The sequence below is a fragment of the Corynebacterium sp. ACRPZ genome (genome assembly GCF_022346205.1).
Lineage (GTDB): Bacteria > Actinomycetota > Actinomycetes > Mycobacteriales > Mycobacteriaceae > Corynebacterium > Corynebacterium lehmanniae.
The window spans coordinates 36,909-57,194 of record NZ_JAKRMR010000006.1 but is presented as its reverse complement, the minus strand read 5'-3'; the positions used below and the strand labels follow the sequence as shown (position 1 = coordinate 57,194).

Annotated in this window: 17 protein-coding genes; 12 read left to right on the top strand and 5 right to left on the bottom strand. The window is 66.4% G+C overall.

Annotated features, from left to right (window positions below; all coding sequences use genetic code 11):
- Positions 1–101: 101 nt before the first annotated feature.
- Complete coding sequence (locus MHX64_RS05735) at positions 102–1,505, bottom strand: hypothetical protein (protein ID WP_239305906.1); 1,404 nt, start codon at positions 1,503–1,505, stop codon at positions 102–104.
- Between the two features lie 178 nt (positions 1,506–1,683).
- On the opposite strand from MHX64_RS05735, the gene MHX64_RS05730 reads away from it, so the two are divergent.
- Positions 1,684–2,544 carry a DoxX family protein gene (locus MHX64_RS05730; RefSeq protein WP_239356235.1) on the top strand — a complete coding sequence of 287 codons (861 nt, stop codon included), beginning with the start codon at positions 1,684–1,686 and terminating at the stop codon, positions 2,542–2,544.
- Here MHX64_RS05730 and ilvD read toward each other — a convergent pair whose 3' ends face one another.
- A complete protein-coding gene (ilvD, locus tag MHX64_RS05725) occupies positions 2,545–4,383 on the bottom strand; it encodes a dihydroxy-acid dehydratase (RefSeq protein ID WP_239356236.1) in 1,839 nt (612 codons plus the stop codon).
- 5 nt (positions 4,384–4,388) lie between these two features.
- Complete coding sequence (locus tag MHX64_RS05720) at positions 4,389–4,946, bottom strand: PH domain-containing protein (protein ID WP_239356237.1); 558 nt, start codon at positions 4,944–4,946, stop codon at positions 4,389–4,391.
- Between the two features lie 314 nt (positions 4,947–5,260).
- On the opposite strand from MHX64_RS05720, the gene MHX64_RS05715 reads away from it, so the two are divergent.
- The 3 genes from MHX64_RS05715 to ilvC all read left to right on the top strand — a co-directional run bounded on the left by MHX64_RS05715 (position 5,261) and on the right by ilvC (position 8,665).
- Positions 5,261–7,054: an acetolactate synthase large subunit gene (locus MHX64_RS05715; RefSeq protein ID WP_239356280.1), complete on the top strand. Its 1,794-nt coding sequence runs from the start codon at positions 5,261–5,263 to the stop codon at positions 7,052–7,054.
- 2 nt (positions 7,055–7,056) lie between these two features.
- Positions 7,057–7,575 carry an acetolactate synthase small subunit gene (gene ilvN, locus MHX64_RS05710; RefSeq protein WP_239356238.1) on the top strand — a complete coding sequence of 173 codons (519 nt, stop codon included), beginning with the start codon at positions 7,057–7,059 and terminating at the stop codon, positions 7,573–7,575.
- Positions 7,576–7,648: 73 nt separating this feature from the next.
- Complete coding sequence (gene ilvC / locus MHX64_RS05705; protein WP_239305902.1) at positions 7,649–8,665, top strand: ketol-acid reductoisomerase; 1,017 nt, start codon at positions 7,649–7,651, stop codon at positions 8,663–8,665.
- 130 nt (positions 8,666–8,795) lie between these two features.
- Here ilvC and MHX64_RS05700 read toward each other — a convergent pair whose 3' ends face one another.
- Positions 8,796–9,434 (bottom strand): hypothetical protein, encoded by a 639-nt coding sequence (locus MHX64_RS05700; RefSeq protein ID WP_239305901.1) that lies wholly within the window; start codon positions 9,432–9,434, stop codon positions 8,796–8,798.
- 270 nt (positions 9,435–9,704) lie between these two features.
- Between MHX64_RS05700 and MHX64_RS05695 the strand changes: the two genes are divergently transcribed.
- Genes MHX64_RS05695 through MHX64_RS05660 form a run of 8 tightly spaced genes read left to right on the top strand, consistent with a single transcriptional unit; the run spans position 9,705 to position 19,086 of the window.
- Positions 9,705–10,601 (top strand): cation diffusion facilitator family transporter, encoded by an 897-nt coding sequence (locus MHX64_RS05695; RefSeq protein WP_239305900.1) that lies wholly within the window; start codon positions 9,705–9,707, stop codon positions 10,599–10,601.
- 22 nt (positions 10,602–10,623) lie between these two features.
- On the top strand, positions 10,624–12,393 hold the full coding sequence (locus MHX64_RS05690) for a DUF262 domain-containing protein (protein WP_239356239.1): 1,770 nt from the start codon (positions 10,624–10,626) through the stop codon (positions 12,391–12,393).
- The gene (locus MHX64_RS05685) at positions 12,394–13,251 is read left to right on the top strand and encodes a hypothetical protein (RefSeq protein WP_239356240.1); all 858 of its coding nucleotides are present in this window, start codon (positions 12,394–12,396) and stop codon (positions 13,249–13,251) included.
- A gap of 60 nt (positions 13,252–13,311) precedes the next feature.
- Positions 13,312–14,328, top strand: coding sequence for a 3-isopropylmalate dehydrogenase (locus tag MHX64_RS05680; RefSeq protein WP_239356241.1), 1,017 nt, complete (start codon positions 13,312–13,314; stop codon positions 14,326–14,328).
- Positions 14,329–14,338: 10 nt separating this feature from the next.
- On the top strand, positions 14,339–15,793 hold the full coding sequence (locus MHX64_RS05675) for a cell wall-binding repeat-containing protein (protein ID WP_239356242.1): 1,455 nt from the start codon (positions 14,339–14,341) through the stop codon (positions 15,791–15,793).
- A gap of 42 nt (positions 15,794–15,835) precedes the next feature.
- Positions 15,836–17,701 carry a DUF294 nucleotidyltransferase-like domain-containing protein gene (locus tag MHX64_RS05670; RefSeq protein ID WP_239356243.1) on the top strand — a complete coding sequence of 622 codons (1,866 nt, stop codon included), beginning with the start codon at positions 15,836–15,838 and terminating at the stop codon, positions 17,699–17,701.
- 1 nt (position 17,702) lies between these two features.
- Complete coding sequence (locus MHX64_RS05665) at positions 17,703–18,260, top strand: exonuclease domain-containing protein (protein WP_239356244.1); 558 nt, start codon at positions 17,703–17,705, stop codon at positions 18,258–18,260.
- Positions 18,261–18,294: 34 nt separating this feature from the next.
- On the top strand, positions 18,295–19,086 hold the full coding sequence (locus tag MHX64_RS05660) for a fumarylacetoacetate hydrolase family protein (RefSeq protein WP_239356246.1): 792 nt from the start codon (positions 18,295–18,297) through the stop codon (positions 19,084–19,086).
- On the opposite strand, the gene MHX64_RS05655 is transcribed toward MHX64_RS05660, so the two are convergent.
- Positions 19,087–20,202 carry an isochorismate synthase MenF gene (locus MHX64_RS05655; protein ID WP_239356248.1) on the bottom strand — a complete coding sequence of 372 codons (1,116 nt, stop codon included), beginning with the start codon at positions 20,200–20,202 and terminating at the stop codon, positions 19,087–19,089.
- Between the last annotated feature and the right edge of the window lie 84 nt (positions 20,203–20,286).

Below are 20,286 nucleotides of genomic sequence, written 5' to 3'. Positions count from 1 at the left end.
GTCGGGGTTTCGGCGTTGTTGCCGTGGATTCCAGCAACGCAAAACCCCGGCCAACAGTGCGTTGGCCGGGGCGAAGCGGGACGTCGTAAAGCGAAAAGTGCTTACTTGTCCTCAGGCTTGACGGCGGGGAACTCGCCCGTCTTGTACATCTCCTCGTACGCCTCCCAGTGGATCTTCTCGCCCTGGGAATCCGGAGCGCCGGCGTAGGAGTCGGACTCGGGGTCCAGGGCCGGGACGGTCTTGATGTCGAAGTCGCTGGAGGAGTCGGCGTGCATGTCAGCCGCCACTTCCTCCTGCACGGACTGCCACAGCTCGCTGCCGCCGACGTTGGAGTCAGAGGTCAGCTCGTCGACCTCGTTGCGCTCCGCGCCGGTGAGATCCGAGCTCTCGGGGTCCAGCTGGCTGCCGGCGAGCTCGGCCAGGCGCTCGCGGCGGCCCGTCTCGTCCTGGATGTTCTTGCGGTCGCGGAACCAGGCAACGCCCATGACGATGCCGAGCACGAGGCCCAGGTAGCCCAGGACCGGGTAGACCCAGCCGACCAGGTCGGCGAAGCCGATGAAGGACAGCGCGAAGCCGACCAGCACGACGATGCCGTAGTAGACGCGGAACTTGCCCGGCTTGTCGTTGCTCAGGCGGCGGCCGAGGGCGTAGAAGAGGCCAACGGCGGTGTTGTAGATCATCAGGTAGATCACGATGGACACGAACACGCCCACGGCCGGGTGCATGGTGTCGAAGACCTTCAGCAGCGGCAGGTCGGCGTCCATGACGTTTTCCATGTTGCAGAACAGGATGAACACCAGGATCATCAGCAGCACCGCGAACATGATGCCGCCGAGCAGGCCGCCCTTGCCGGTCTTGGCCGGGTTCATGTGGGAGCCGGCGAAGACGAGCATCATGGAGGTGTCCATGATCATCACCAGCGTGGCGTAGTTCAGCGCGGTGATCAGCCAGTTGTCGAAGGTGCCGGATGCGTGCGGGTTGGTCTGGGCGATCTCGTTGATGTAGCCGAAGTCGTCCGGGATGTTCATCAGCGTGATCACGAATGCGCCGAGCAGGCAGATGATCAGCAGCGGCGTGATAAAGGAGATCACGCTGGTGAGACGGTCAACGTCGAGAAGCCCGGAGAGCAAAAGCAGCACGACCATGATGGCCGAGCCAACCCAGGTGGGGAAGCCGAACTGCTGCTCCAAGTTGGCGCCGGCGCCGGCGACCATGACAAAGCCGATGCAGAACAACGTGAACATGGTGGTGATGTCCATGTACTTGGCCAGCCATGGTCTGGACACGCTGCGGAAGACCACACTGTGGTTGTCTGCCAGGTAGTAGGAGCCGAGCTGGTAGACCCAGCCGCTGAACACAGCGATGGCGGTGCCGGCCACCGCGGCGCCGAGGATGCCCCAGTAACCGAATGACAGGAAGTACTGGATCACCTCCTGGCCGGATGCGAAGCCCGCGCCGACCGTGAGGCCCACAAGCGCAAGGGCGATTTTAAAGGTTTTACCCATAATTTTCCTCAAAGAAATCTAGAAAAAGAGCGGAGCCGAGGGTAACACCATTACAAGGCCATTGCTAGCCGACGCCCACAGGTTCTCCCCGCCAACAGCGCAGCGCACAGGCTCGGATTTGCTGTTTCAACGGCGCGTTACCAAGGATCAGGCAGCGCTTTCGCATACATTTGTTGGCATGGCTAACAACCCACGTGACCTCACGCCTAATGAGCAAAACGATCTGACGAACCTGGATTCTCCTGAGGTGCCGGAGTACACCGGCGACGCGAGGAGCGCCTCGGACGGCCTGTACACCCGCACGGGCAAGGCCGCGCCGACGGAGATTTTCCCGCGCGGCGAACAGGCGGACGGGCCGCTGATCCCGCAGTCTCCGGAGACCACCTCGTTTGCGGGCACCTCTGAAACGGTGGCTGTGAACCGCGAGCCGGCGTACACCGCTGCGACGCCTACGTACGCAACCGACACCACGGAGCCGGTCTACGCAGAGACGGCCGAGCCGGTCGTGGTGGAGGACGAGACCCGCCGCGGCACCACGGACTTCGGCCTGTTTTTGATGCGCCTGTTCCTCGGCGCGTTTTTGATCATCGACTCTGTGGGCACCTTCTTCCGACTCGGCGGCAACGAGGGCATCTCCGGGCTAGAGAGCGCCTTCGCGGATTACCCGTACGGCTCCGGCCTTGCCGTTGTCGTGCCCACCCTGGAGCTGGCCGCCGGCGTGTTCCTGGTGCTGGGTCTGCTCACCCCGGTTGCGGCGCTGGTCGCCATCGCCGTGACCGGCTTCTTGGCGCTGCACGCGTTTACTGAACAGCCGGACGGTTTCAACGTCTTCGCCTGGACCCCGGAGACCTGGGTGCCGGTCATGCTGCTGGCTGCGTCCCTGGTGGTGCAGTTCACCGGTCCGGGCCGCTACGGCGTCGACGCGTCGCGCGGCTGGGCCAAGCGCCCGCTGGTTTCCAGCTGGATCTGCGCGCTGCTCGGCCTGGCGGCAGCCGGGCTGATGTGGTGGTTCGGCACCGGCATCAACCCGGTCGCCTAGTTAGTCCACCTGGCGCACGGCACCTTTGTCGGCGCTGGTGGCCATCTTCGCGTACGCACGCAAAGCCTTCGACACCTCACGGACGCGGTTCGGCGTCCAGGGGTTGTCGGAGGCTTCCATCGCTTCGCGGCGCTTTTGCAGCTCCGCCTCGTCCACGTCGAGCTTCAGCTCGCGGTTGGACACGGAGATGGAGATTGTGTCGCCGTCTTCGATCAGGCCGATCAGGCCGCCGGCCGCAGCCTCGGGGGAGATGTGGCCGATCGAAAGCCCGGAAGTGCCGCCGGAGAAGCGCCCGTCCGTGATCAGGGCGCACTTCTTGCCCAGGCCTGCGCCCTTGAGGAAGGACGTCGGGTGCAGCATCTCCTGCATGCCCGGCCCGCCGGCGGGGCCCTCGTAGCGGATCACCACGACCTCGCCCTCGAGCACCTCGCGGTTGAGGATCATGGAAACGGCCTGCTCCTGCGAGTCCACCACGTGCGCAGGGCCGGTGAACTCCCACAGTCCTTCTTCCACGCCGGCGGTCTTCAAAATCGCGCCGTCGGGCGCGAGGTTGCCGCGCAGCACCACCAGGCCGCCGTCGGAGGTGAAGGGGTGCTCGACGTCGTGGATGACGCCGTTTGCCGCGTCGGTGTCCAGCTCGGCCCACCGCGCGCTCTGGGAGAACGCCTTCGTGGTGCGCTCGCCGCCGGGAGCGGCGTGGTACAGCTCCAGCGCCTCGTCGGTGGCGGACCCGCCGCGGATGTCCCAGTCGGAGAGCCATTCGCTTAACGACGGATACGCGATCGAGTGCACATCCGCATGCAGCAGGCCTGCGCGGTTGAGCTCGCCCAGAATCGCCGGGATGCCGCCAGCGCGGTGGACATCTTCGACGTGGGCTTCGCCGTTCGGCGCCACCTTAGACAGGCACGGGATCTGGTGGGACAGATCGTCGATGTCGTGCAGGTCGAAGTCGATCTCGCCCTCTTGGGCCGCGGCGAGGATGTGCAGGATGGTGTTGGTGGAGCCGCCCATGGCCATGTCCAGCGACATGGCGTTGCGGAAGGCGTGCTCGGTGGCGACGTTGCGCGGCAGGACGGATTCGTCGCCCTGGCCGTAGTAGCGCTCGCACAGCTCCATGACGGTGCGGCCGGCCTTTTCAAACAGCTCCCGGCGCGCGGTGTGGGTGGCAAGGGTGGTGCCGTTGCCCGGCAGGGAGAGGCCGAGCGCCTCGGTGAGGCAGTTCATGGAGTTGGCGGTGAACATGCCGGAGCAGGAGCCGCAGGTGGGGCAGGCGTTGTTGGCGATGGCGTCGAGCTCGTCGTCGGACACGCCGTCGTTGGCGGACAGCGCGATCGCGTCGATGAGGTCGGACTTCGGCTTGGTCACCCCGCCGACGGAGAACGCCTTGCCGGCCTCCATCGGGCCGCCGGAGACGAACACGGACGGGATGTTCAGGCGCATCGCGGCGTTGAGCATGCCCGGGGTGATTTTGTCGCAGTTGGAGATGCACACCATGGCGTCCACGGTGTGGGCGTTGACCATGTACTCCACCGAGTCGGTGATGATTTCGCGCGACGGCAGGGAGTAGAGCATGCCGGAGTGCCCCATGGCGATGCCGTCGTCGACGGCGATGGTGTTGAACTCCTTGGGCACGCCGCCGGCGGCGCGCACGGCGTTCGCGACGATGTCGCCGACCTCTTTCAGGTGCACATGCCCCGGAACGAATTGGGTGTAGGAGTTCACAATGGCCACGATCGGCTTGCCAAACTCGTTTTCGCCGGTGCCGGTGGCGCGCCACAGTGCGCGGGCGCCTGCGGCCTGGCGGCCGACGGTGGTGACGCGTGAGCGAAGTGGAATCACGGTATTTACTCCTTATTCTCCGGGGCGGGCTTGGGGGCGACGGGCGCGGACGGGCGCGGGCCCGGCAAGTCCGGGTGCTCGGCAACGTAGGCGTCGTACTCCTCGCGGGTAAGCAGCACCTTGTGGCCGCCCTTGTCGATGATTTCGTACTTGCCGTCCGCGGCCTCCTGGGCTGCGGTGATCACGTCGGTGATGCGGCCGTTGGAGGCCTCGGCCAGGTCGGGCAGGGAATTGAAGGTCACGCCGGGCAGCGGGTGCTCCGCGCCGTCGACAGTTACCGCGTTGACGGCGGAGCCCTTGAAGGCGAGGCCCTTCAGATCGCGCCACGGCAGGGTGACGTTCTTGCGCACGAGGTACTTGGCGGTGATGCCGCGCTCGTCCACGGTGGTGGAGGAGGCGAGTACCCAGGCCAGCCAGACGGCGGGGAAGATCAGCAGCCAGGCCAGGTACTTCGGCGCCCAGAGGATGCCCATCAGGGCGATGCCGGTGGCGAGCACGATGGCGAGGATGTGCTCGCGCGTGGGCTTGAATACGTGCTGGGTGTGCTCCGGCGTGTCAGTCATAGTTGGGGATGGTAGTCACCTTTGGTACGTCGATAGGCAATAGCCCGCAATTTAAATACTTGAATAAAAACCCACGAGTTGTTGTCTGGGACACTACAGTTCTGAATCGTGATCAACGAGCGACTTGTAATTATTCTCTCCCGACGGCGCTTGCCGTAGCGGGTGCGTTTTACACGCCGCTCACACACACCAAGCGCCCTCGAGAGCACATCGCTCGCCGGGGGCTTTTGTTGTATGAGATCGCGATAACAAGCAGAGTCGAGCTAACAAGGAGCCTTCACGTGGCAGCTGCAGAGAAAAGAAAGCCCGAACGCATGACGGGTGCGGACGCAGTCGTGCGCAGCCTCGAGGAACTGGGCACCGAGATCGTATTCGGTCTGCCCGGTGGTGCAGTGCTCCCGCTTTACGACGCGCTGTTTCGCGCCGAGAAACTGCGCCACGTGCTGGTGCGCCACGAACAGGGCGCAGGACATGCCGCGGAAGGCTACGCGGTGGCCTCCGGCAACGTGGGCGTGTGCATCGCCACCTCCGGCCCGGGCGCGACCAACCTGGTCACCCCGATCGCGGACGCCTACCTGGATTCGGTGCCGATGGTGGCTATCACCGGGCAGGTCGGCTCGCCGCTTTTGGGCACCGACGCGTTCCAGGAAGCGGACATCCGCGGCATCACCATGCCGATAACCAAGCACAACCTGATGGTGACCAAGGCGGAGGAAATCCCCAGCGCGATCGCCGCGGCCTTCCATATCGCGTCGACCGGCCGCCCCGGCCCGGTGCTGGTGGACATCCCGAAGGACGTGCAGAACGCGGAGATCGAGTTTGCCTGGCCGCCGAAGGTGGACCTGCCGGGGTACAAGCCGAACACGAAGCCGCACAACCGCCAGATCGCGCAGGCGGCGAAGATGATCTCGAAGGCGAAGCGCCCGGTGCTCTACATCGGCGGCGGTGTGGTCAAGGCCAACGCGCACAAGCAGCTGGCGAAGTTCGTGGAGGCTACGGGCATCCCGGTGGTGACCACCCTGATGGCGCTCGGCGCGTTCCCTCAGGACCACCCGCTCTACCTGGGCATGCCCGGCATGCACGGCACCGTCCCGGCCGTGGGCGCGTTCCAGGAGTCCGACCTGCTCATCGCAATCGGCGCGCGTTTCGACGACCGCGTCACCGGCGACACCGACACCTTCGCGCCGCACGCGAAGGTCATCCACGCCGACATCGACCCGGCAGAGGTGGGCAAGATCCGCCCGGTTGATGTGCCGATCGTCGGCGACGCCAAGCGGGTGCTGTCCGAGCTCACCGACTACTTCGACGACAAAGGCAAGGTCAAGGCGCCCAGCATCGAGCCGTGGATCGACCGCCTGGCTGACTTGAAGAAGCGCTTCCCGCGCGGCTACGAGGAGCACACCGACGGCACCCTTGCACCCCAGTTCGTCCTGGAGACCCTGTCGAAGACCGCGGGCCCGGACGCGATCTACGTCTCCGGCGTGGGCCAGCACCAGATGTGGGCCGCCCAGTTCATCGACTACGACAAGCCGCGGCACTGGATCAACTCCGGCGGCGCTGGCACCATGGGCTTTTCCATCCCGGCGGCGCTGGGCGCGAAGGCCGCGATGCCGGACAAAGAGGTGTGGGCCATTGACGGCGACGGCTGCTTCCAAATGACCAACCAGGAGCTCACCACCGCCGCCCTCGAGGGGTTCCCGATCAAGGTGGCGTTGATCAACAACGGCAACCTGGGCATGGTGCGCCAGTGGCAGACCCTGTTCTACGACGGGCACTATTCGCACACCAAGCTCGGCGGCGAGGTCTACGTCCCGGACTTTGTGAAGTTGTCCGAGGCGCTCGGCGCGGTGTCGTTCCGCGTCACCTCCGCCGACGAGGTGGAGAAGGCTATCCAGCGCGCCCGCGAGATCAACGACCGCCCGGTGGTGGTCGAGTTCGTCGTCGGCGAGGACGCGCAGGTGTGGCCGATGATCGCGGCCGGCACCTCCAACTCCGACATCGAGTACGCGCGCGGCATGCGCCCGTTCTTCGGCGAGGAGGAGTCTGCGGCGGAGACGCCGGAGGCCATCAACGACACCATCGAAGCGCTCGAGCAGGAGGGAAACTAACCATGGCACAGCCCGAACAGATCACCCGCCACACGCTGTCGGTGCTCGTCGACGACGTCGACGGCATCATCACCCGCGTCACCGCGCTGTTTACCCGCCGCGGCTACAACCTGGTCTCCCTCGTCTCCGCGAAGACGGCGAAGGAGGGCATCAACCGCCTCACCGTCGTCGTGGACGCGACGCCCCACTCCGTGGAGCAGATCACTAAGCAGCTGTACAAGCTCATCCAGGTGCACAAGGTGCTCGAGCTTGACGACGCCACGTCTGTCGGCCGCCAGCTGCTTCTGGTGAAGGTCAACGCGGACAACCTGACCCGCCCGCAGGTGGTGGACGCCGCCAACCTATTCCGCGCCCGCGTGATCGACGTGGCGGTGGACTCCGTGATCATCGAGGCCACGGGCAATTCCGCCAAGCTCAAAGCGTTTCTTGAGGTGATGGACTCCTTCGGCATCCGCGAATTGGCGCGCTCCGGCTCGGTGGCGCTCTCGCGCGGCGCAAAAACGATGGCAAAGTCCGAGTAAATCTTAAAAACCCGGGACGGTTGTGTCATAATGTGAAATGAACGTCTCACAGAATGAAGGAAGTGACGTACACATGGCAATCGACGTGCTCTACGACAACGACGCAGACCTGTCCCTGATCCAGGCGAAGAAGGTCGCCATCATCGGCTACGGCTCCCAGGGCCACGCGCACGCGCAGAACCTGCGCGAGTCCGGTGTCGAGGTGGTCGTCGGCCTGCGCGAAGGCTCCAAGTCCGCCGACAAGGCGCGCGAAGCCGGCTTCGAGGTCAAGACCAACGCGGAGGCCGCCGAGTGGGCCGACGTGATCATGCTGCTGGCCCCGGACACCTCCCAGGCCAAGATCTTCACCGAAGACATCGAGCCGAATCTCAAGGCTGGCGATGCGCTGTTCTTCGGCCACGGCCTGAACATCCACTTCGAACTGATCAAGCCGGCGGACAACATCACCGTCGCCATGGTCGCGCCGAAGGGCCCGGGCCACCTGGTCCGCCGCACGTTCGTCGACGGCAAGGGCGTGCCGGCGCTGATCGCTGTGGAGCAGGACCCGCAGGGCAACGGCAAGGAGCTCGCGCTGTCATACGCCGCGGCAATCGGCGGCGCCCGCGCGGGCGTCATCCCGACCACCTTCGAAGCGGAGACCGTTACCGACCTGTTCGGCGAGCAGGCCGTGCTCTGCGGCGGCCTGGAGAGCCTGATTATGTCGGGCTTCGAGGTGCTCACCGAGGCCGGCTACGAGCCCGAGATGGCCTACTTCGAGTGCCTGCACGAGATGAAGCTGATCGTGGATCTGATCTACGAAGGCGGCCTGGCCAACATGAACTACTCCATCTCCGACACTGCGGAGTTTGGCGGCTACCTGTCTGGCCCGCGCATCATCGACGAAGGTGCGAAGGACCGCATGCGCGAGGTGCTCAAGGACATTCAGTCCGGCAGCTTCACCAAGCGCCTCGTCGCCAACGTCGAAGGCGGTAACAAGGAGCTCGAGGGGCTGCGCGACAAGCTGTCCCAGCACCCAATTGAGAAGACAGGTGAAGAGCTGCGTGACATGATGAGCTGGGTGAAGAACCCGCTCACCGATACCGCCCGCTAAACCAGCAGCGCAAACGCGGCGGAGGCCTTAGGTCTCCGCCGCGTTTTTCGTGCGCGGTCCCGCAGCAGTCCCGCATGAGAAAACCCCGCACTCCCGATTGCGGGAGACGCGGGGTGAGTTGTGCGAACGACTAGTTGGTCGCTGCAGCACCCTCCGGAGCGCCCTCCGGTGCCAGGGTCTCGGTGATCTCGTCGACGATGTTGGTCTCGGTGACCGTCTCGTCTGCGGCATCGGCAGCGCCAGTTGCGGCGGACTCCTCAGCGCCGTCAAGGGTGGTGGTCTCGGAGATGACCTCGGTTGCGGCGGTGGTGGTGGAGGTGACGGTCTCACCCTCGCCGTTGTCGCCGGAGAACAGGGACCACAGCAGCCACAGCAGCAGCAGGGCGACCAGCGCGCCGAGCAGCCACTTCCACCAGCCGCTGCCGGTGTTGCCCTCTTCGGTCACCGCGGTGGAACCGGAGGTGGAACGAGCCGGGGTGGTAGCGGTGCGCTCGGTGGTGGTGCGCTCAACGCGGACGTCCTTCTCCGGCTCGACGTTGGTGCGGTCCACATTGACGCGCTCGACGTTGGAGCGGTCGACGTTAGCGTCCTTAACTTCCTTGACGCCGTCGACATCGCCGCGGCCGCGAAGGTCGTTCAGCTTGTCCTGGCCGAACTCCTTAGCGCCGTGGAGCTTGTCCTGGGCGTCGTGGATCTTGTCCTCGCCGAAGTCCTTAGCGTTCTTGGCAAAGTCCTTCGGGTTACGCTTCGGGTCGATAGGGTTGTTCATTGTAAATTCCTTTCGTGCTAACACAAGTGCTGGCATAACGTCTCCGTTGGACGCAGGGCTACGCCAGCATCCACGGTGAACGATCGCCCACTGTAACAAAGCTTTCGCAAGCGGCGTGATGGGATGTGTGCTACACGTCTCAAAGTCTGCGGCGTTTCCCCTGCGCTGGCGGGGTAGTGGTGGCGTCAAGGAACGGTTTTCATTTAGTTGTCATTAAGGGAAACGGCGTATACCGTAGGTCGTCGATAGGCAATGCGAAGGGAACCGACGATGCACGATCACGCACACCACGACCACGGCCCCGCCCACGGCACACCGCTGCGGGCGCTGGCCGCCGCGCTCGCGATCACCGGCACGGTGTTTGTCGCGGAGGTTGTCGGCGGGTTGCTCTCTGGATCGATGGCGTTGCTCGCGGACGCGATGCACATGCTTTCCGACGCCGCGGGGTTGATCATCTCCCTCATCGCCATCATCGTCGGCCAAAAGGCAGCATCCGCGACCGCCACCTATGGCAACCGGCGTGTGGAAGTGCTCGCCGCCCTGATTAACGCGGTGGCGGTGTTGAGCATCTCCGTCTGGATCGTGGTGGAGGCGGTGCGCAGACTGCGCGACCCGCAGCCGGTGGAGACGGCGCCGATGATGGTGATCGCAGTGATCGGTCTGCTTGCCAATGCGGCCTCGGCGTGGGTGCTCTCGCGCCACCGGGAGGGCTCCATTAACGTGCAGGGCGCGTACCTGCACGTGCTGGTGGACATGTTCGGCTCGGTCGCGGTGCTCGCGGCAGGCGCGGTGATCTCGCTGACCGGGTTTACCGGAGCGGATGTGGTCGCCTCTCTGGTCATCGCGGCGCTCGTGCTGCCGCGGGCGTGGCAGCTGATGGTGCGTTCCGCCCGCGTGATGCTGGAACACGTGCCGGCAGGCTTCGACGCAGACGAGGTGGAGCACGCGTTGAGGCAGGTCGAAGGGGCGATGGACACGCACGACCTGCACCTGTGGTCGCTGGACGGGGTGAGCGTGCTGGCCACAGTGCACGTGGTGGCGGCCCCCGGGGTGGACCGGGACCAGCTGCTGGACCGGGTGCAGGTCACCCTGGCGCAGCTCGGGGTAGAGCATGCGACGGTGCAGATTGAGCTGCCCGAGCACATCGGTCACGAGAAGGTGTGCTGAAACTGCACTACGCTTTGGTGCCATGGGTTTCACCACGCCGAGCTACTCACTCAAGGACTTGTTTTCCCGCGCGGGGCGGGGAGAGCTGCAGCTGCCCGATTTCCAGCGCGAGTATCTGTGGGACGTCGACAGAGTCCGCACGCTGGTGACGTCGGTGCTGCGCGGCTACCCGGTGGGCTCTTTCCTTGCCCTTGACACGCGCAACACGGAACAGCGCTTCAAGCCGCGCCCGCTCGAAGGTGTGGAGGTGCACGGCGTGGCTCCCGGGCTTCTGCTTCTGGACGGCCAGCAGCGCCTGACCTCGCTCTACCAGGCATTTAAAAAAGACGGCGAGGTCCGCACCGTGGATTACCTGGGCCGGCCGATCCGCCGCCGCTTCATGGTGGACGTGCGCGCCGCGGCGTCCGCGGACCCGATGCCGGTGGAGGCCCTGTTCGCAGTGGACGAGCAGGGGCAGGTGCGCTCCCACTTTGGCCCGGGCGTCGACGGCGACCTGAATTCGCGCGAGGCCTATATAAATAACGGAGTCATCCCGGTGAGCATGCTGCTGTGGCCGGAGGGCAACGACTTGCTCGTGGACATGGCCGCGAACACCGAGGACGAGCAGCTGCGAGGCGCGGTTAAACGCTTTGTCAACCAGGTCATGCGGGGGCTCTCGGCTTACGACGTGCCGGTGATCCGCGTGGACCGCGAAACCACGCAGGCGGGCGTCGGCCAGATCTTCGCGTTCGCCAATTCCGCCGGCGTGCAGATGGACGTCTTCGAGCTGCTCACCGCGGTCTTCGCTTCCGAGGATCCGTCGTTCGTGCTGGCGGAGCGCTGGCGTGACACGGAGCGCAAGCTGCGCGAACACCCTGTGCTGGACAGCGTGGGCCGCGTGGAGTTCCTGCGCGCGCTGTCGCTGCTGCTGACCAGCAGGAGGGGACAGGCGCGTGGCCACCGCGGCGATATTCTGGACATTTCGCTGGAGCAGTACCGGGCCCACGCAGGCGAGATGCTGGACGGCTTCCTTGCCGCCGCGGCGTTTTTGGAGGAGCGCCGTGTGGTTGCGGCTGATCAGGTGCCCTACCCGGCGCAGCTGATTCCGCTCGCGGTGATCCTGGCGCGTCTGGCGGACGAGCCTGGCGCACTGGAGCACAAGGAGGCGGCTGACAGGCTCAACCGATGGTTCTGGTGCGGCGTGTTCGGCGAGCTGTACGGCTCTCATGCGCCCACCATCCGCATTGGCCTGGACGTGACAGAGGTGTCCCCGTGGGTGCGCGGCGACACCGACGAGCTGCCCCGCACAGTGGCGGACGCGCGGTTTGTCGAGTCCCGCCTGCGCAGCGCCGGACTGGACAGCGGCGTCTACCGCGGCCTGTACTCGCTGCTCATGGCGCGCGGCGCACGCGATTGGCGCACCGCCGAGCCCTTCACCGCAGAAACGGTGGGGCAGCTGCAGCCCCGCTTCCGGCAGGTGTTCCCGACTGAATACTTGGCGGTCACCGGTGCGCTGGATAATGACCCGGAGCTGGCCGAATCGGTGCTCAACCGCACCCCGATGGGGCGGCGCACCGACGTGGTTATCGAGCGCAACGAGCCGAAGCGCTACCTGCCCCGCCTGCAGTCGAAGTCCCTGCTGGAAGACGACGAGTTCGACGCAATGCTTGCGGGCCACGAGATGGATCCGGAGCTCCTTCTCGCCTCCGACTGGGAAGGCTTTGTGGCGGACAGGCGCGAGCGCTTCGTGGGCATGATCGAGTACGCCATGGACCGTGCTGCCGAGCGGGACTGGGAGCCGGGCGAGGCGTAAGTGGCGAAAACGAGAACTCTCGCGGGTGCGGCCGCCGTGCTCGCCGCCTCCGCGATGCTGACGTCGTGTGCGCCCGAGGCGAAGTTAAGCCCGCTCGAGCGCGCCCGCGGCGTGAACCAGTCCAAGCACGTGGGACAGCTGTTCGCGGAAGAACCGGAAGTCGTCGACGATGTGCTGGGCATCAAGACCACCAAGTTGTTTTTCCCGTCCTCGGAAACGCTGGTGCTCAGCGACGCATCCATTGAGGCGCAGCTGCGCGCGGCATCCATCGCGGTGACCACCAACGCGCCGATGATGGTGTACGAGCCCGCCCGCCACGCCGAGTACGTGCAGATGATCGCGGATATGCACACTGTCAACGTGCTCACGGTCGGGGACGTGGCCATCGCGCCGTCGTCAGGCGCAGTGAGCGTGCGACGGGACCCTGGCGGGCTGCGGGCGCTGGGGCAGATGACGGCGCTGCGGTACCAGGAGCGCACGGTTTCCACCCCGCAGGATGCGGTGCGGGCGGTCTCCGGGCTGTACCAGCACGAGCCCACGTGGCTGCGGGCGGAATGGGCGGATCCGGTGGTGCTGCCCGCGGCGAAACCCGAGCCGTTTCCCATTCAATCCCGTCGCGACGCGAACATGGCACCGCGCGTGGTTGCCACCTGGGAGTCGTCGATTCCGTCCGTCGCAAATGCGCGCAGTTACGGCGCTGAGGTGACTGTTGTGCCGCTGTCTGACCCACGCGCCAGCGAGCAGACGTTGTTCGCCATGGCAGGTTTGGCGGAGCGGCCGCTGGTGGCGCTGGGCAGCCAGTTCGGCACATCGGAGGACCTGGCCGGCCGGATCCGGGAGGCGGAAGCGGCGTACTAGCGCCGCGCGAGGTGTTAGTCTGGGGCTGTTTTCTACTATGTGAGAAGAAGGTTTCAGAATATGAAAATTGCAGTACTCGCAGGCGACGGCATCGGCCCGGAAGTGATGACGGAGGGCCTCAAAGTCCTGCGCATAGTCCGCGATGACGTGGAGACCACCGAGTTCGACCTCGGCGCCCGCCGCTACCTGCGAAACGGCGAGCTGCTCACCGATGCGGACCTGGACGCGCTCAAGGACCACGACGCCATCCTGCTCGGCGCGATCGGCGACCCGGAGCGCGTTCCAGCCGGCGTGCTCGAGCGCGGCCTGCTCTTGCCGCTGCGCTTCAAGCTGGACCACTATGTCAACCTGCGCCCGTCGCGGCTGTACCCGTCGTCGGTCAGCCCGCTGGCCAACCCCGGCGACATCGACTTCGTGGTGGTGCGCGAGGGCACCGAAGGGCTCTACGCCGGCAACGGCGGCACCCTGCGCCAGGGCACCGAGCACGAGGTGGCCTCCGAGGTTTCCCAGAACACCTACCACGGTGTTTCGCGCGTGGTGCGCTACGCGTTCGAGCTGGCGATGACGCGCCGCAAGAAGCTCACCCTGGTGCACAAGACCAACGTGCTGGTCAATGCAGGCGGGCTGTGGCAGCGCGTCGTCGACGAGGTCGCGGCCGAGTTCCCGGAGGTCGAGGTGGACTACAACCACATCGACGCCGCGACGATCTACATGGTGCAGGACCCGCAGCGCTACGACGTCATCGTCACCGACAACCTCTTCGGCGACATTCTCACGGACCTCGCGGGCGCCGTCGCCGGTGGCGTGGGACTCGCCAGCTCCGGCAACATCAACGCGGCCAAGGAGTTCCCCTCCATGTTCGAGCCGGTGCACGGCTCCGCCCCGGACATCGCGGGCCAGGGCATTGCGGATCCCACCGCGATGATCCTGTCGGTGGCGATGATGCTGCGCTTCCTCGGCGACGAGGACAACGCCGCGCGCATCGAGGACGCCGTCGAGCACGATGTGGCGGAGCGCGGCGACGCGAAGGTGCGAACCGCCGAAGTGGGTGACAGGATCGCCGCTGCCCTGAAGTAGGGTTGTGCGCATGCATGTGACCCGCACGATTCCCGCCGTTTTGACCGCAACCGCACTGGTGTTGACCAGCTGCAGCAGCACAGAGGGCGGGATCGGCGCACCGGCCGCGCTGGAAACCAACGGCGACGAGGTGATCCAGGACGCCGACGGCACCGGCGCAGAGGTCTCGCAGCGCCTCTTCGAATCCTCGGAGACCGTCGTGGTCTCCGCCAAGGAGCGCGATCAGCAGCTCAAGGCTGCGGCCATTGCGGTCAAGCTCGGGGCGCCGATGCTCGTGCGTCTCGACGGCGCCGATGCCGCCGTCGACGCCGAAGTCGGGCGCCTCGGTGCCACGCGCGTGATCAACGTGCCGGGCGACGAGGAGGAAGCGGAAGCGGAAGCGGTCGCCTCCGCCGAGCCGGCTGGGGATGCCGCAGCCATCGCCGCGCTGGAGCCGGAGAACCCGAGCAAGTTGACCATGCCGCCGGTGTTCGCCACCGCGCTGTCCTCGCGCGCTTCCGTGGCCACCGCGCGCGCCGCCGGTGCGGACGTGCAGGTGCTGGCGGCGCCTGATCCGCGCGCCACCGCGGACAGCATGCGCACGGTCACCGACCAGGACACCCTCGCGCTGGGCCGCCAGTGGGGCGACACGGAGAACTTCCAGGCCCGCGCGGCGCTGGTGGAGGGCGGCGAGCTGCCGGGCGGCGGCGGCCTGGTGTTCCCGGGCCGCCGCATGGTGGCGCTCTACGGCCACCCCTACGGGCCTGATCTGGGCGTGATGGGGGAGCAGGATCCGGCGGCCTCGGTGGAGTTGGCCAAGAAGTACGCCGAGGACTACGCGCCGTTTAGCGACGAGCCGGTCGTCCCCGCCTTCGAGATCATCGCCACCGTTGCCTCCGGCGGGCCGGGCGACGACGGCAACTTCTCCAACGAAACGCCGATGGAGGACCTCGTCCCCTACGTCGACGCCATTGTGGATGCCGGCGGCTACGCCGTGATCGACCTGCAGCCCGGCCAGGGCAGCTTCCTCGAGCAGGCCAAGATCTACGAGGAGCTGCTCAAGCGCCCGAACGTGGGTCTCGCGCTGGACGCCGAGTGGAAGCTCAACCCGGGCGAGGAGCCGCTGTCGCGCATCGGCAGCGCCGCCTCGGGCGAGATCAACGAGGTGGCGGATTGGCTCGCCCAGCTCGTCCGCGACAACAACCTGCCGCAGAAGGCGATGATCCTGCACCAGTTCAACGTGGCCATGTACCCGGACCGCGAAAACATCGTCACTGGCCAGCCGGAGCTCGCCTGGGTCTTGCACGCCGACGGCCACGGCGGCCCGGAGCAGAAGTTCGACACTTGGAACGTGCTGCGCGAAGGCCTGGACCCGAACTTCTTCATGGCGTGGAAGAACTTCTTCGACGAGGATTTCCCCACCTTTACCCCGGAGCAGACCTACCGCGACGTCAACCCGCGTCCGTGGTTTGTCAGCTACCAGTAAAAACCGCCGGTATCGGGCATCGCGCCACGATATTCTTGCTCCATGAGTGTGGAGCTTGAAGAGGTCTACGGTTTTCTCGCCCAGCACGAGCCGTTTTCGACGCTGCCCGAGGCCACCCTCCGCGCCCTGCCCGCCCAGATGGGCATCACCTACGTCCGCCGCGGCCAGGTCGTGGTGGAGGTGGGCCAGCCCAACGACACGCTCTATGTCATCCGCTCCGGCGCGGTGGACGTCGTCAGCGAGGACGACCTCTTGCTGGACCGGCGCGAGGCTGGCCTGAACTTCGGCTACTCCACGCTGGTGGGCGAGCGCGAGTCCGCCTATCTCATGCAGGCGGTGGAAGACAGCATCCTGCTCATGCTCCCGCGCGAGGCGTTCCTCCAGCTGCTGGAGCAATTCCCGGACATGGGGCGGTACTTCCAAACGGCCTCGCGCCGCGTGCGCGCCGCCGCCGACGAGGTGCGCGACAGCGGCGCCACCGACGTGCTCCGCACCCCGCTGCGCGAAATCTTCGCTGGGCGGGAGCCGGTGACGCGTGGCAAGCACGTGAGCATCGCCGAGGCCGCCCGCACGATGGGCGAGGAGGGCATCAGCAGCCTGATCATCACCGACGGGCAAGAGGTCGCCGGCATCATCACCGACGCCGACATGCGCTCGCGGGTGGTCGCAGGAGGGGTGGACACGTCCAGGCCCGTGGCGGATGTGATGACCAGCCCAGTGCGCACCATCGCTCCCAACGCGCTCGTGTTCGAGGCGATGCTGACCATGAGCGAGCTTGGCATCCACCACCTGCCGGTCGCCGGCCAAGGCCAGGTGGTTGGTGTGGTCACTGCCGCGGACATCATGCGCCAGCTGCAGGCGGACCCGATCTACCTCGCGGCGGACGTGGCGCGGGCGTCGCTGGAGGAGCTGGAGGGCGCCTACCGGGACGCGGCACGCGTCGCGGTACGGTTTTTCGAGCGCGGCGCCTCGGCGGCCGAGACGCAGCGGTTGCTCACCTCGATCGCGGATGCGGTGGCGAAGAGGTTGGGCACTTTAGCCGTCGAGAAGCTTGGGCTCCCGCCTGTGCGGTTCGCGTTTGTGGCGGTGGGCTCGCAGGCGCGCGGGGAGATGGGCCCGGCCAGCGACCAGGACAACGCGCTCGTGCTCGCCGATGACTACGACGCCGCGCGGCACGGCGAGTACTTCGCCGAGCTCAGCGCGTTCGTCTGCGAGGGGCTCGCCCGTGCCGGCCAGGCGTTGTGCCCGGGCGAGATGATGGCGTCTTCGCCGCAATGGCGGATGACGGAAAGCGATTGGGGCCGCACGTTCCATGGCTGGGTCACGGCACCGAAGCCGGACGCGCTGCTTCACGCGCAGGTCTTTTTCGATTTCCGCGCCGTCTTCGGCTTCGGCGAGGGCTGGCAGGACATGGCCGCGCGGGTGCGCTCTGGCGCGCTGGCGTCTGCGCACGGCTCGCGCCGCCTGCACACGCACCTGGCCGCGCTGGCCACGTTCCGCGAGCCGCCGGTGGGCTTCTTCCGCGGATTCGTGCTCGAGCGCAGCGGCGAGTACGCCCACACGCTGGACATCAAGCGCGGCGGCACCGCGGCGGTGGTGCAGATGGCGCGCCTGTACGCCATCGCGGCCGGGGTGGATGGCGTGGACACCATCGCGCGGCTGCGCGGCGCCGCCGGTGGGCCGGTTTCCGCGAAGGGGGCGGCGGATCTTCTGGACGCCTACGAGTACCTCGCCGACCTTGCCATGCGCCACCAGTGCGCCCAGGTGCGCGCGGGCGAGGCGCCGAACTACCGCATCGACCCGAAGCAGCTGCCGGAGCGCGACCGCGCGGCACTCCGCGACGCGTTCGGGGTGATCAAGTCCCTGCAGAACGCGCTGTCCACCGCGTATCCGACCAGGGCGGTGTGAGATGTTCGGGCCGAAGAAACGCCAGCTTATCGACGGCGCCCTGCTCGCCGTGGACGTCGAAACCACGGGGCTCAAGCCCGCACGCTCGCAGCTGGTGTCCGTGGGGTGGGTGCCGGTCAACGGCCGGGTGATCGACCTCTCCGGCGCGGAGTACTTCGTGCTGCGGGGCGCGGACGTGGGGGAGTCCGCCACCCTGCACGGGGTGACGGACGACGAGGTGGCGTCGCTGGGCCGGGAGCCCGCAGAGGTGCTCGACGCGTTTTTGGCGGCGCTTGAGGGGCGGAAGCTGCTCGCGCACTTCGCGCAGATGGAAACCGGGTTTTTGGGCAAACTGCACCAGGATGTGCGGGGGAGCAAGTGGCGGCTGCACGACAGTGAGGTCGTGGACACCTTTGCCATGGAGCGGCGCCACATGGAGCGCATGGGCACCTACCCGCGCGGGGAGGACCTGCGTTTGCCCAGGGTGCGGCAGCATTATACCCTGCCGGCGTACGCGAACCACAACGCGTTGACCGACGCTGTGGCGTGCGCCGAGCTCTATCTCGCGTTAACCGGGTAACGCCACTTTTGCAATTGGTTGTATGCTCTGTCACATGCGTTTTGGACGAATTGCAACACCTGAAGGAATGACGTTCGCCGTCATCGACGACGAGGGCAAGACCGCGAAAGCCATCGCCGGCACCCCGTTCACCGACCCCGAATACACCGGCAAAGAGTACGCGCTTGAGGACGTCCGCCTGCTCGCCCCGACCCTGCCGTCGAAGGTAGTGGCAGTCGGCCGCAACTACGCCGACCACGTGGCGGAAGTGTTCAAAAAGTCCGCCGAGCACCTGCCGCCGACGATCTTTATCAAGCCGTCCACGGCAGTTGTGGGTCCGGGCGCCGCCATTAAGATCCCGGAGTACGCCACCGGTGTGGAGTTTGAAGGTGAACTCGCGCTCGTCGTCGGCGTGCCGTGCAAGAACGTCAAGGCTGCAGACTGGAAGTCCGTCATCCGCGGTGTGACCATCATTAACGACGTGTCCTCGCGGGACCTGCAGTTCGCAGACGGCCAGTGGGCCCGCGCCAAGGGCATCGACACCTTCGGCCCGATCGGTCCGTGGATTGAGACGGACCTGGAGAAGTTCGACTTTGCCAACCTGCCCATCAAGGCGCACCACACCCACGACGGCGTGACCGAGACCAAGCAGGACTCCAACTCCAACCAGATGATCAAGACTGTCGGCGAGATGGTGGAGTGGGTCTCCGAATCCTTCACGCTGCTGCCTGGCGACGTTATCGCCACCGGCTCGCCCGCCGGCACCGCAGAGATGGTCCCGGGCGACTACATCGAGGTGGAAATCCCGGGCATCGGCAAGCTGGGCAACCCGGTCGAACGGGCGTAACTACAGGCCGAGCGCGCGCATGATCGTGCGCAGCTTGGCCGAGGTCTCGTCGAGCTCGGCCTGCGGATCCGAGTAGGCGGTAAGCCCCCCGCCCGCCCAGGCGCGAGCCCGGGTGCCGTCGCCGTTGACCTCGGCGCAGCGGATCGCCACCATGTACTCGCCGTCGCCGGCGGCGTCCGTGTAGCCCACCGCGCCGGCGTAGAACCCGCGGTCCGATTCCGCGGTGGTGATCAACGCTTCCGCCGCCGCCTGCGGGGTGCCGCAGACCGCCGGGGTGGGGTACAGGCTCAGCGCGAGGTCGAGCGCGCTCGGCGCGGGATCTTTCAGCACGCCCTCAATCGGTGTGGCCAGGTGCCACATCTCGCTGGTCTTTTCCAGCCGCGGGCGTTCCGGGACAGTGAGCTCGCTGCACAGCGGCGCGAGGATGCGCCGGATGTGGTCGACCACGAAACGGTGCTCGTCCAAGTCTTTCGCAGAATCGCGCAGCGAGTTGGCCGCGGCCTGGTCTGCTTCCTGGTCGCCGGGCACGCGGGCGGCGGAGCCAGCCAGGGGGAACGACCAGACGCGGTTGCCGCGCCGGCGCACCAGCACCTCGGGCGAGGACCCCACGAGGAAATGCCCGTCGCGTCCCGACGGGGTGAGGTCCGCGATGAACCCGTCGTGCGTGTACGACAGGTCGATCAGTCTTGCCGCGACGAGGCGGGGATCCACCGGCGGGTCGAACGCGATGTCCACCGCGCGCGCCAGCACCACCTTGTCCAGAGCGGAGCTTTGGATCGTCGAGATGGCGGCTTCGACTCGGCGCAGGTGCTCAGCCGGGGACGGGTCGACGTCGATAAGCATTGCGTTGAGCTTGGAACCCTCGCCGACGCGGTAGTACGGGTGCGGCTCGAGCGCACCCGGCTCCCGGATGATGTGCTCGGGGACCGTGAGTGCCGCTGGGCAGTCGTGATCGAAGGGGAGGGCGCCGACAACCATTTCTTCCTCGCGGCGCGCGATCGCGTCCGCAGCCTCCCACGCATCGTCGAAGGTGCGGAGTGCACCTTGGGTGCGCACGGAGCCGTCGCCACGCGAGAGCAGAAAGTCTGGGGCGCTATCGGGTCTGGAAGTGGGCATGTGACGATACTTTAACGAACCTCCATTTGTGCACGCACGTCTGTATTGCTTGCCGCTACATAAAAGTGGGGTTAATGTGGCCGG

Bases quoted from the DNA above. Each gene is read 5' to 3' on its own strand.
- MHX64_RS05735 (WP_239305906.1), bottom strand. From the start codon at position 1,505: ATGGGTAAAACCTTTAAAATCGCCCTTGCGCTTGTGGGCCTCACGGTC.
- MHX64_RS05730 (WP_239356235.1), top strand. From the start codon at position 1,684: ATGGCTAACAACCCACGTGACCTCACGCCTAATGAGCAAAACGATCTG.
- MHX64_RS05720 (WP_239356237.1), bottom strand. From the start codon at position 4,946: ATGACTGACACGCCGGAGCACACCCAGCACGTATTCAAGCCCACGCGC.
- MHX64_RS05715 (WP_239356280.1), top strand. From the start codon at position 5,261: ATGACGGGTGCGGACGCAGTCGTGCGCAGCCTCGAGGAACTGGGCACC.
- ilvN (WP_239356238.1), top strand. From the start codon at position 7,057: ATGGCACAGCCCGAACAGATCACCCGCCACACGCTGTCGGTGCTCGTC.
- ilvC (WP_239305902.1), top strand. From the start codon at position 7,649: ATGGCAATCGACGTGCTCTACGACAACGACGCAGACCTGTCCCTGATC.
- MHX64_RS05700 (WP_239305901.1), bottom strand. From the start codon at position 9,434: ATGAACAACCCTATCGACCCGAAGCGTAACCCGAAGGACTTTGCCAAG.
- MHX64_RS05695 (WP_239305900.1), top strand. From the start codon at position 9,705: ATGCACGATCACGCACACCACGACCACGGCCCCGCCCACGGCACACCG.
- MHX64_RS05690 (WP_239356239.1), top strand. From the start codon at position 10,624: ATGGGTTTCACCACGCCGAGCTACTCACTCAAGGACTTGTTTTCCCGC.
- MHX64_RS05680 (WP_239356241.1), top strand. From the start codon at position 13,312: ATGAAAATTGCAGTACTCGCAGGCGACGGCATCGGCCCGGAAGTGATG.
- MHX64_RS05675 (WP_239356242.1), top strand. From the start codon at position 14,339: ATGCATGTGACCCGCACGATTCCCGCCGTTTTGACCGCAACCGCACTG.
- MHX64_RS05670 (WP_239356243.1), top strand. From the start codon at position 15,836: ATGAGTGTGGAGCTTGAAGAGGTCTACGGTTTTCTCGCCCAGCACGAG.
- MHX64_RS05665 (WP_239356244.1), top strand. From the start codon at position 17,703: ATGTTCGGGCCGAAGAAACGCCAGCTTATCGACGGCGCCCTGCTCGCC.
- MHX64_RS05660 (WP_239356246.1), top strand. From the start codon at position 18,295: ATGCGTTTTGGACGAATTGCAACACCTGAAGGAATGACGTTCGCCGTC.
- MHX64_RS05655 (WP_239356248.1), bottom strand. From the start codon at position 20,202: ATGCCCACTTCCAGACCCGATAGCGCCCCAGACTTTCTGCTCTCGCGT.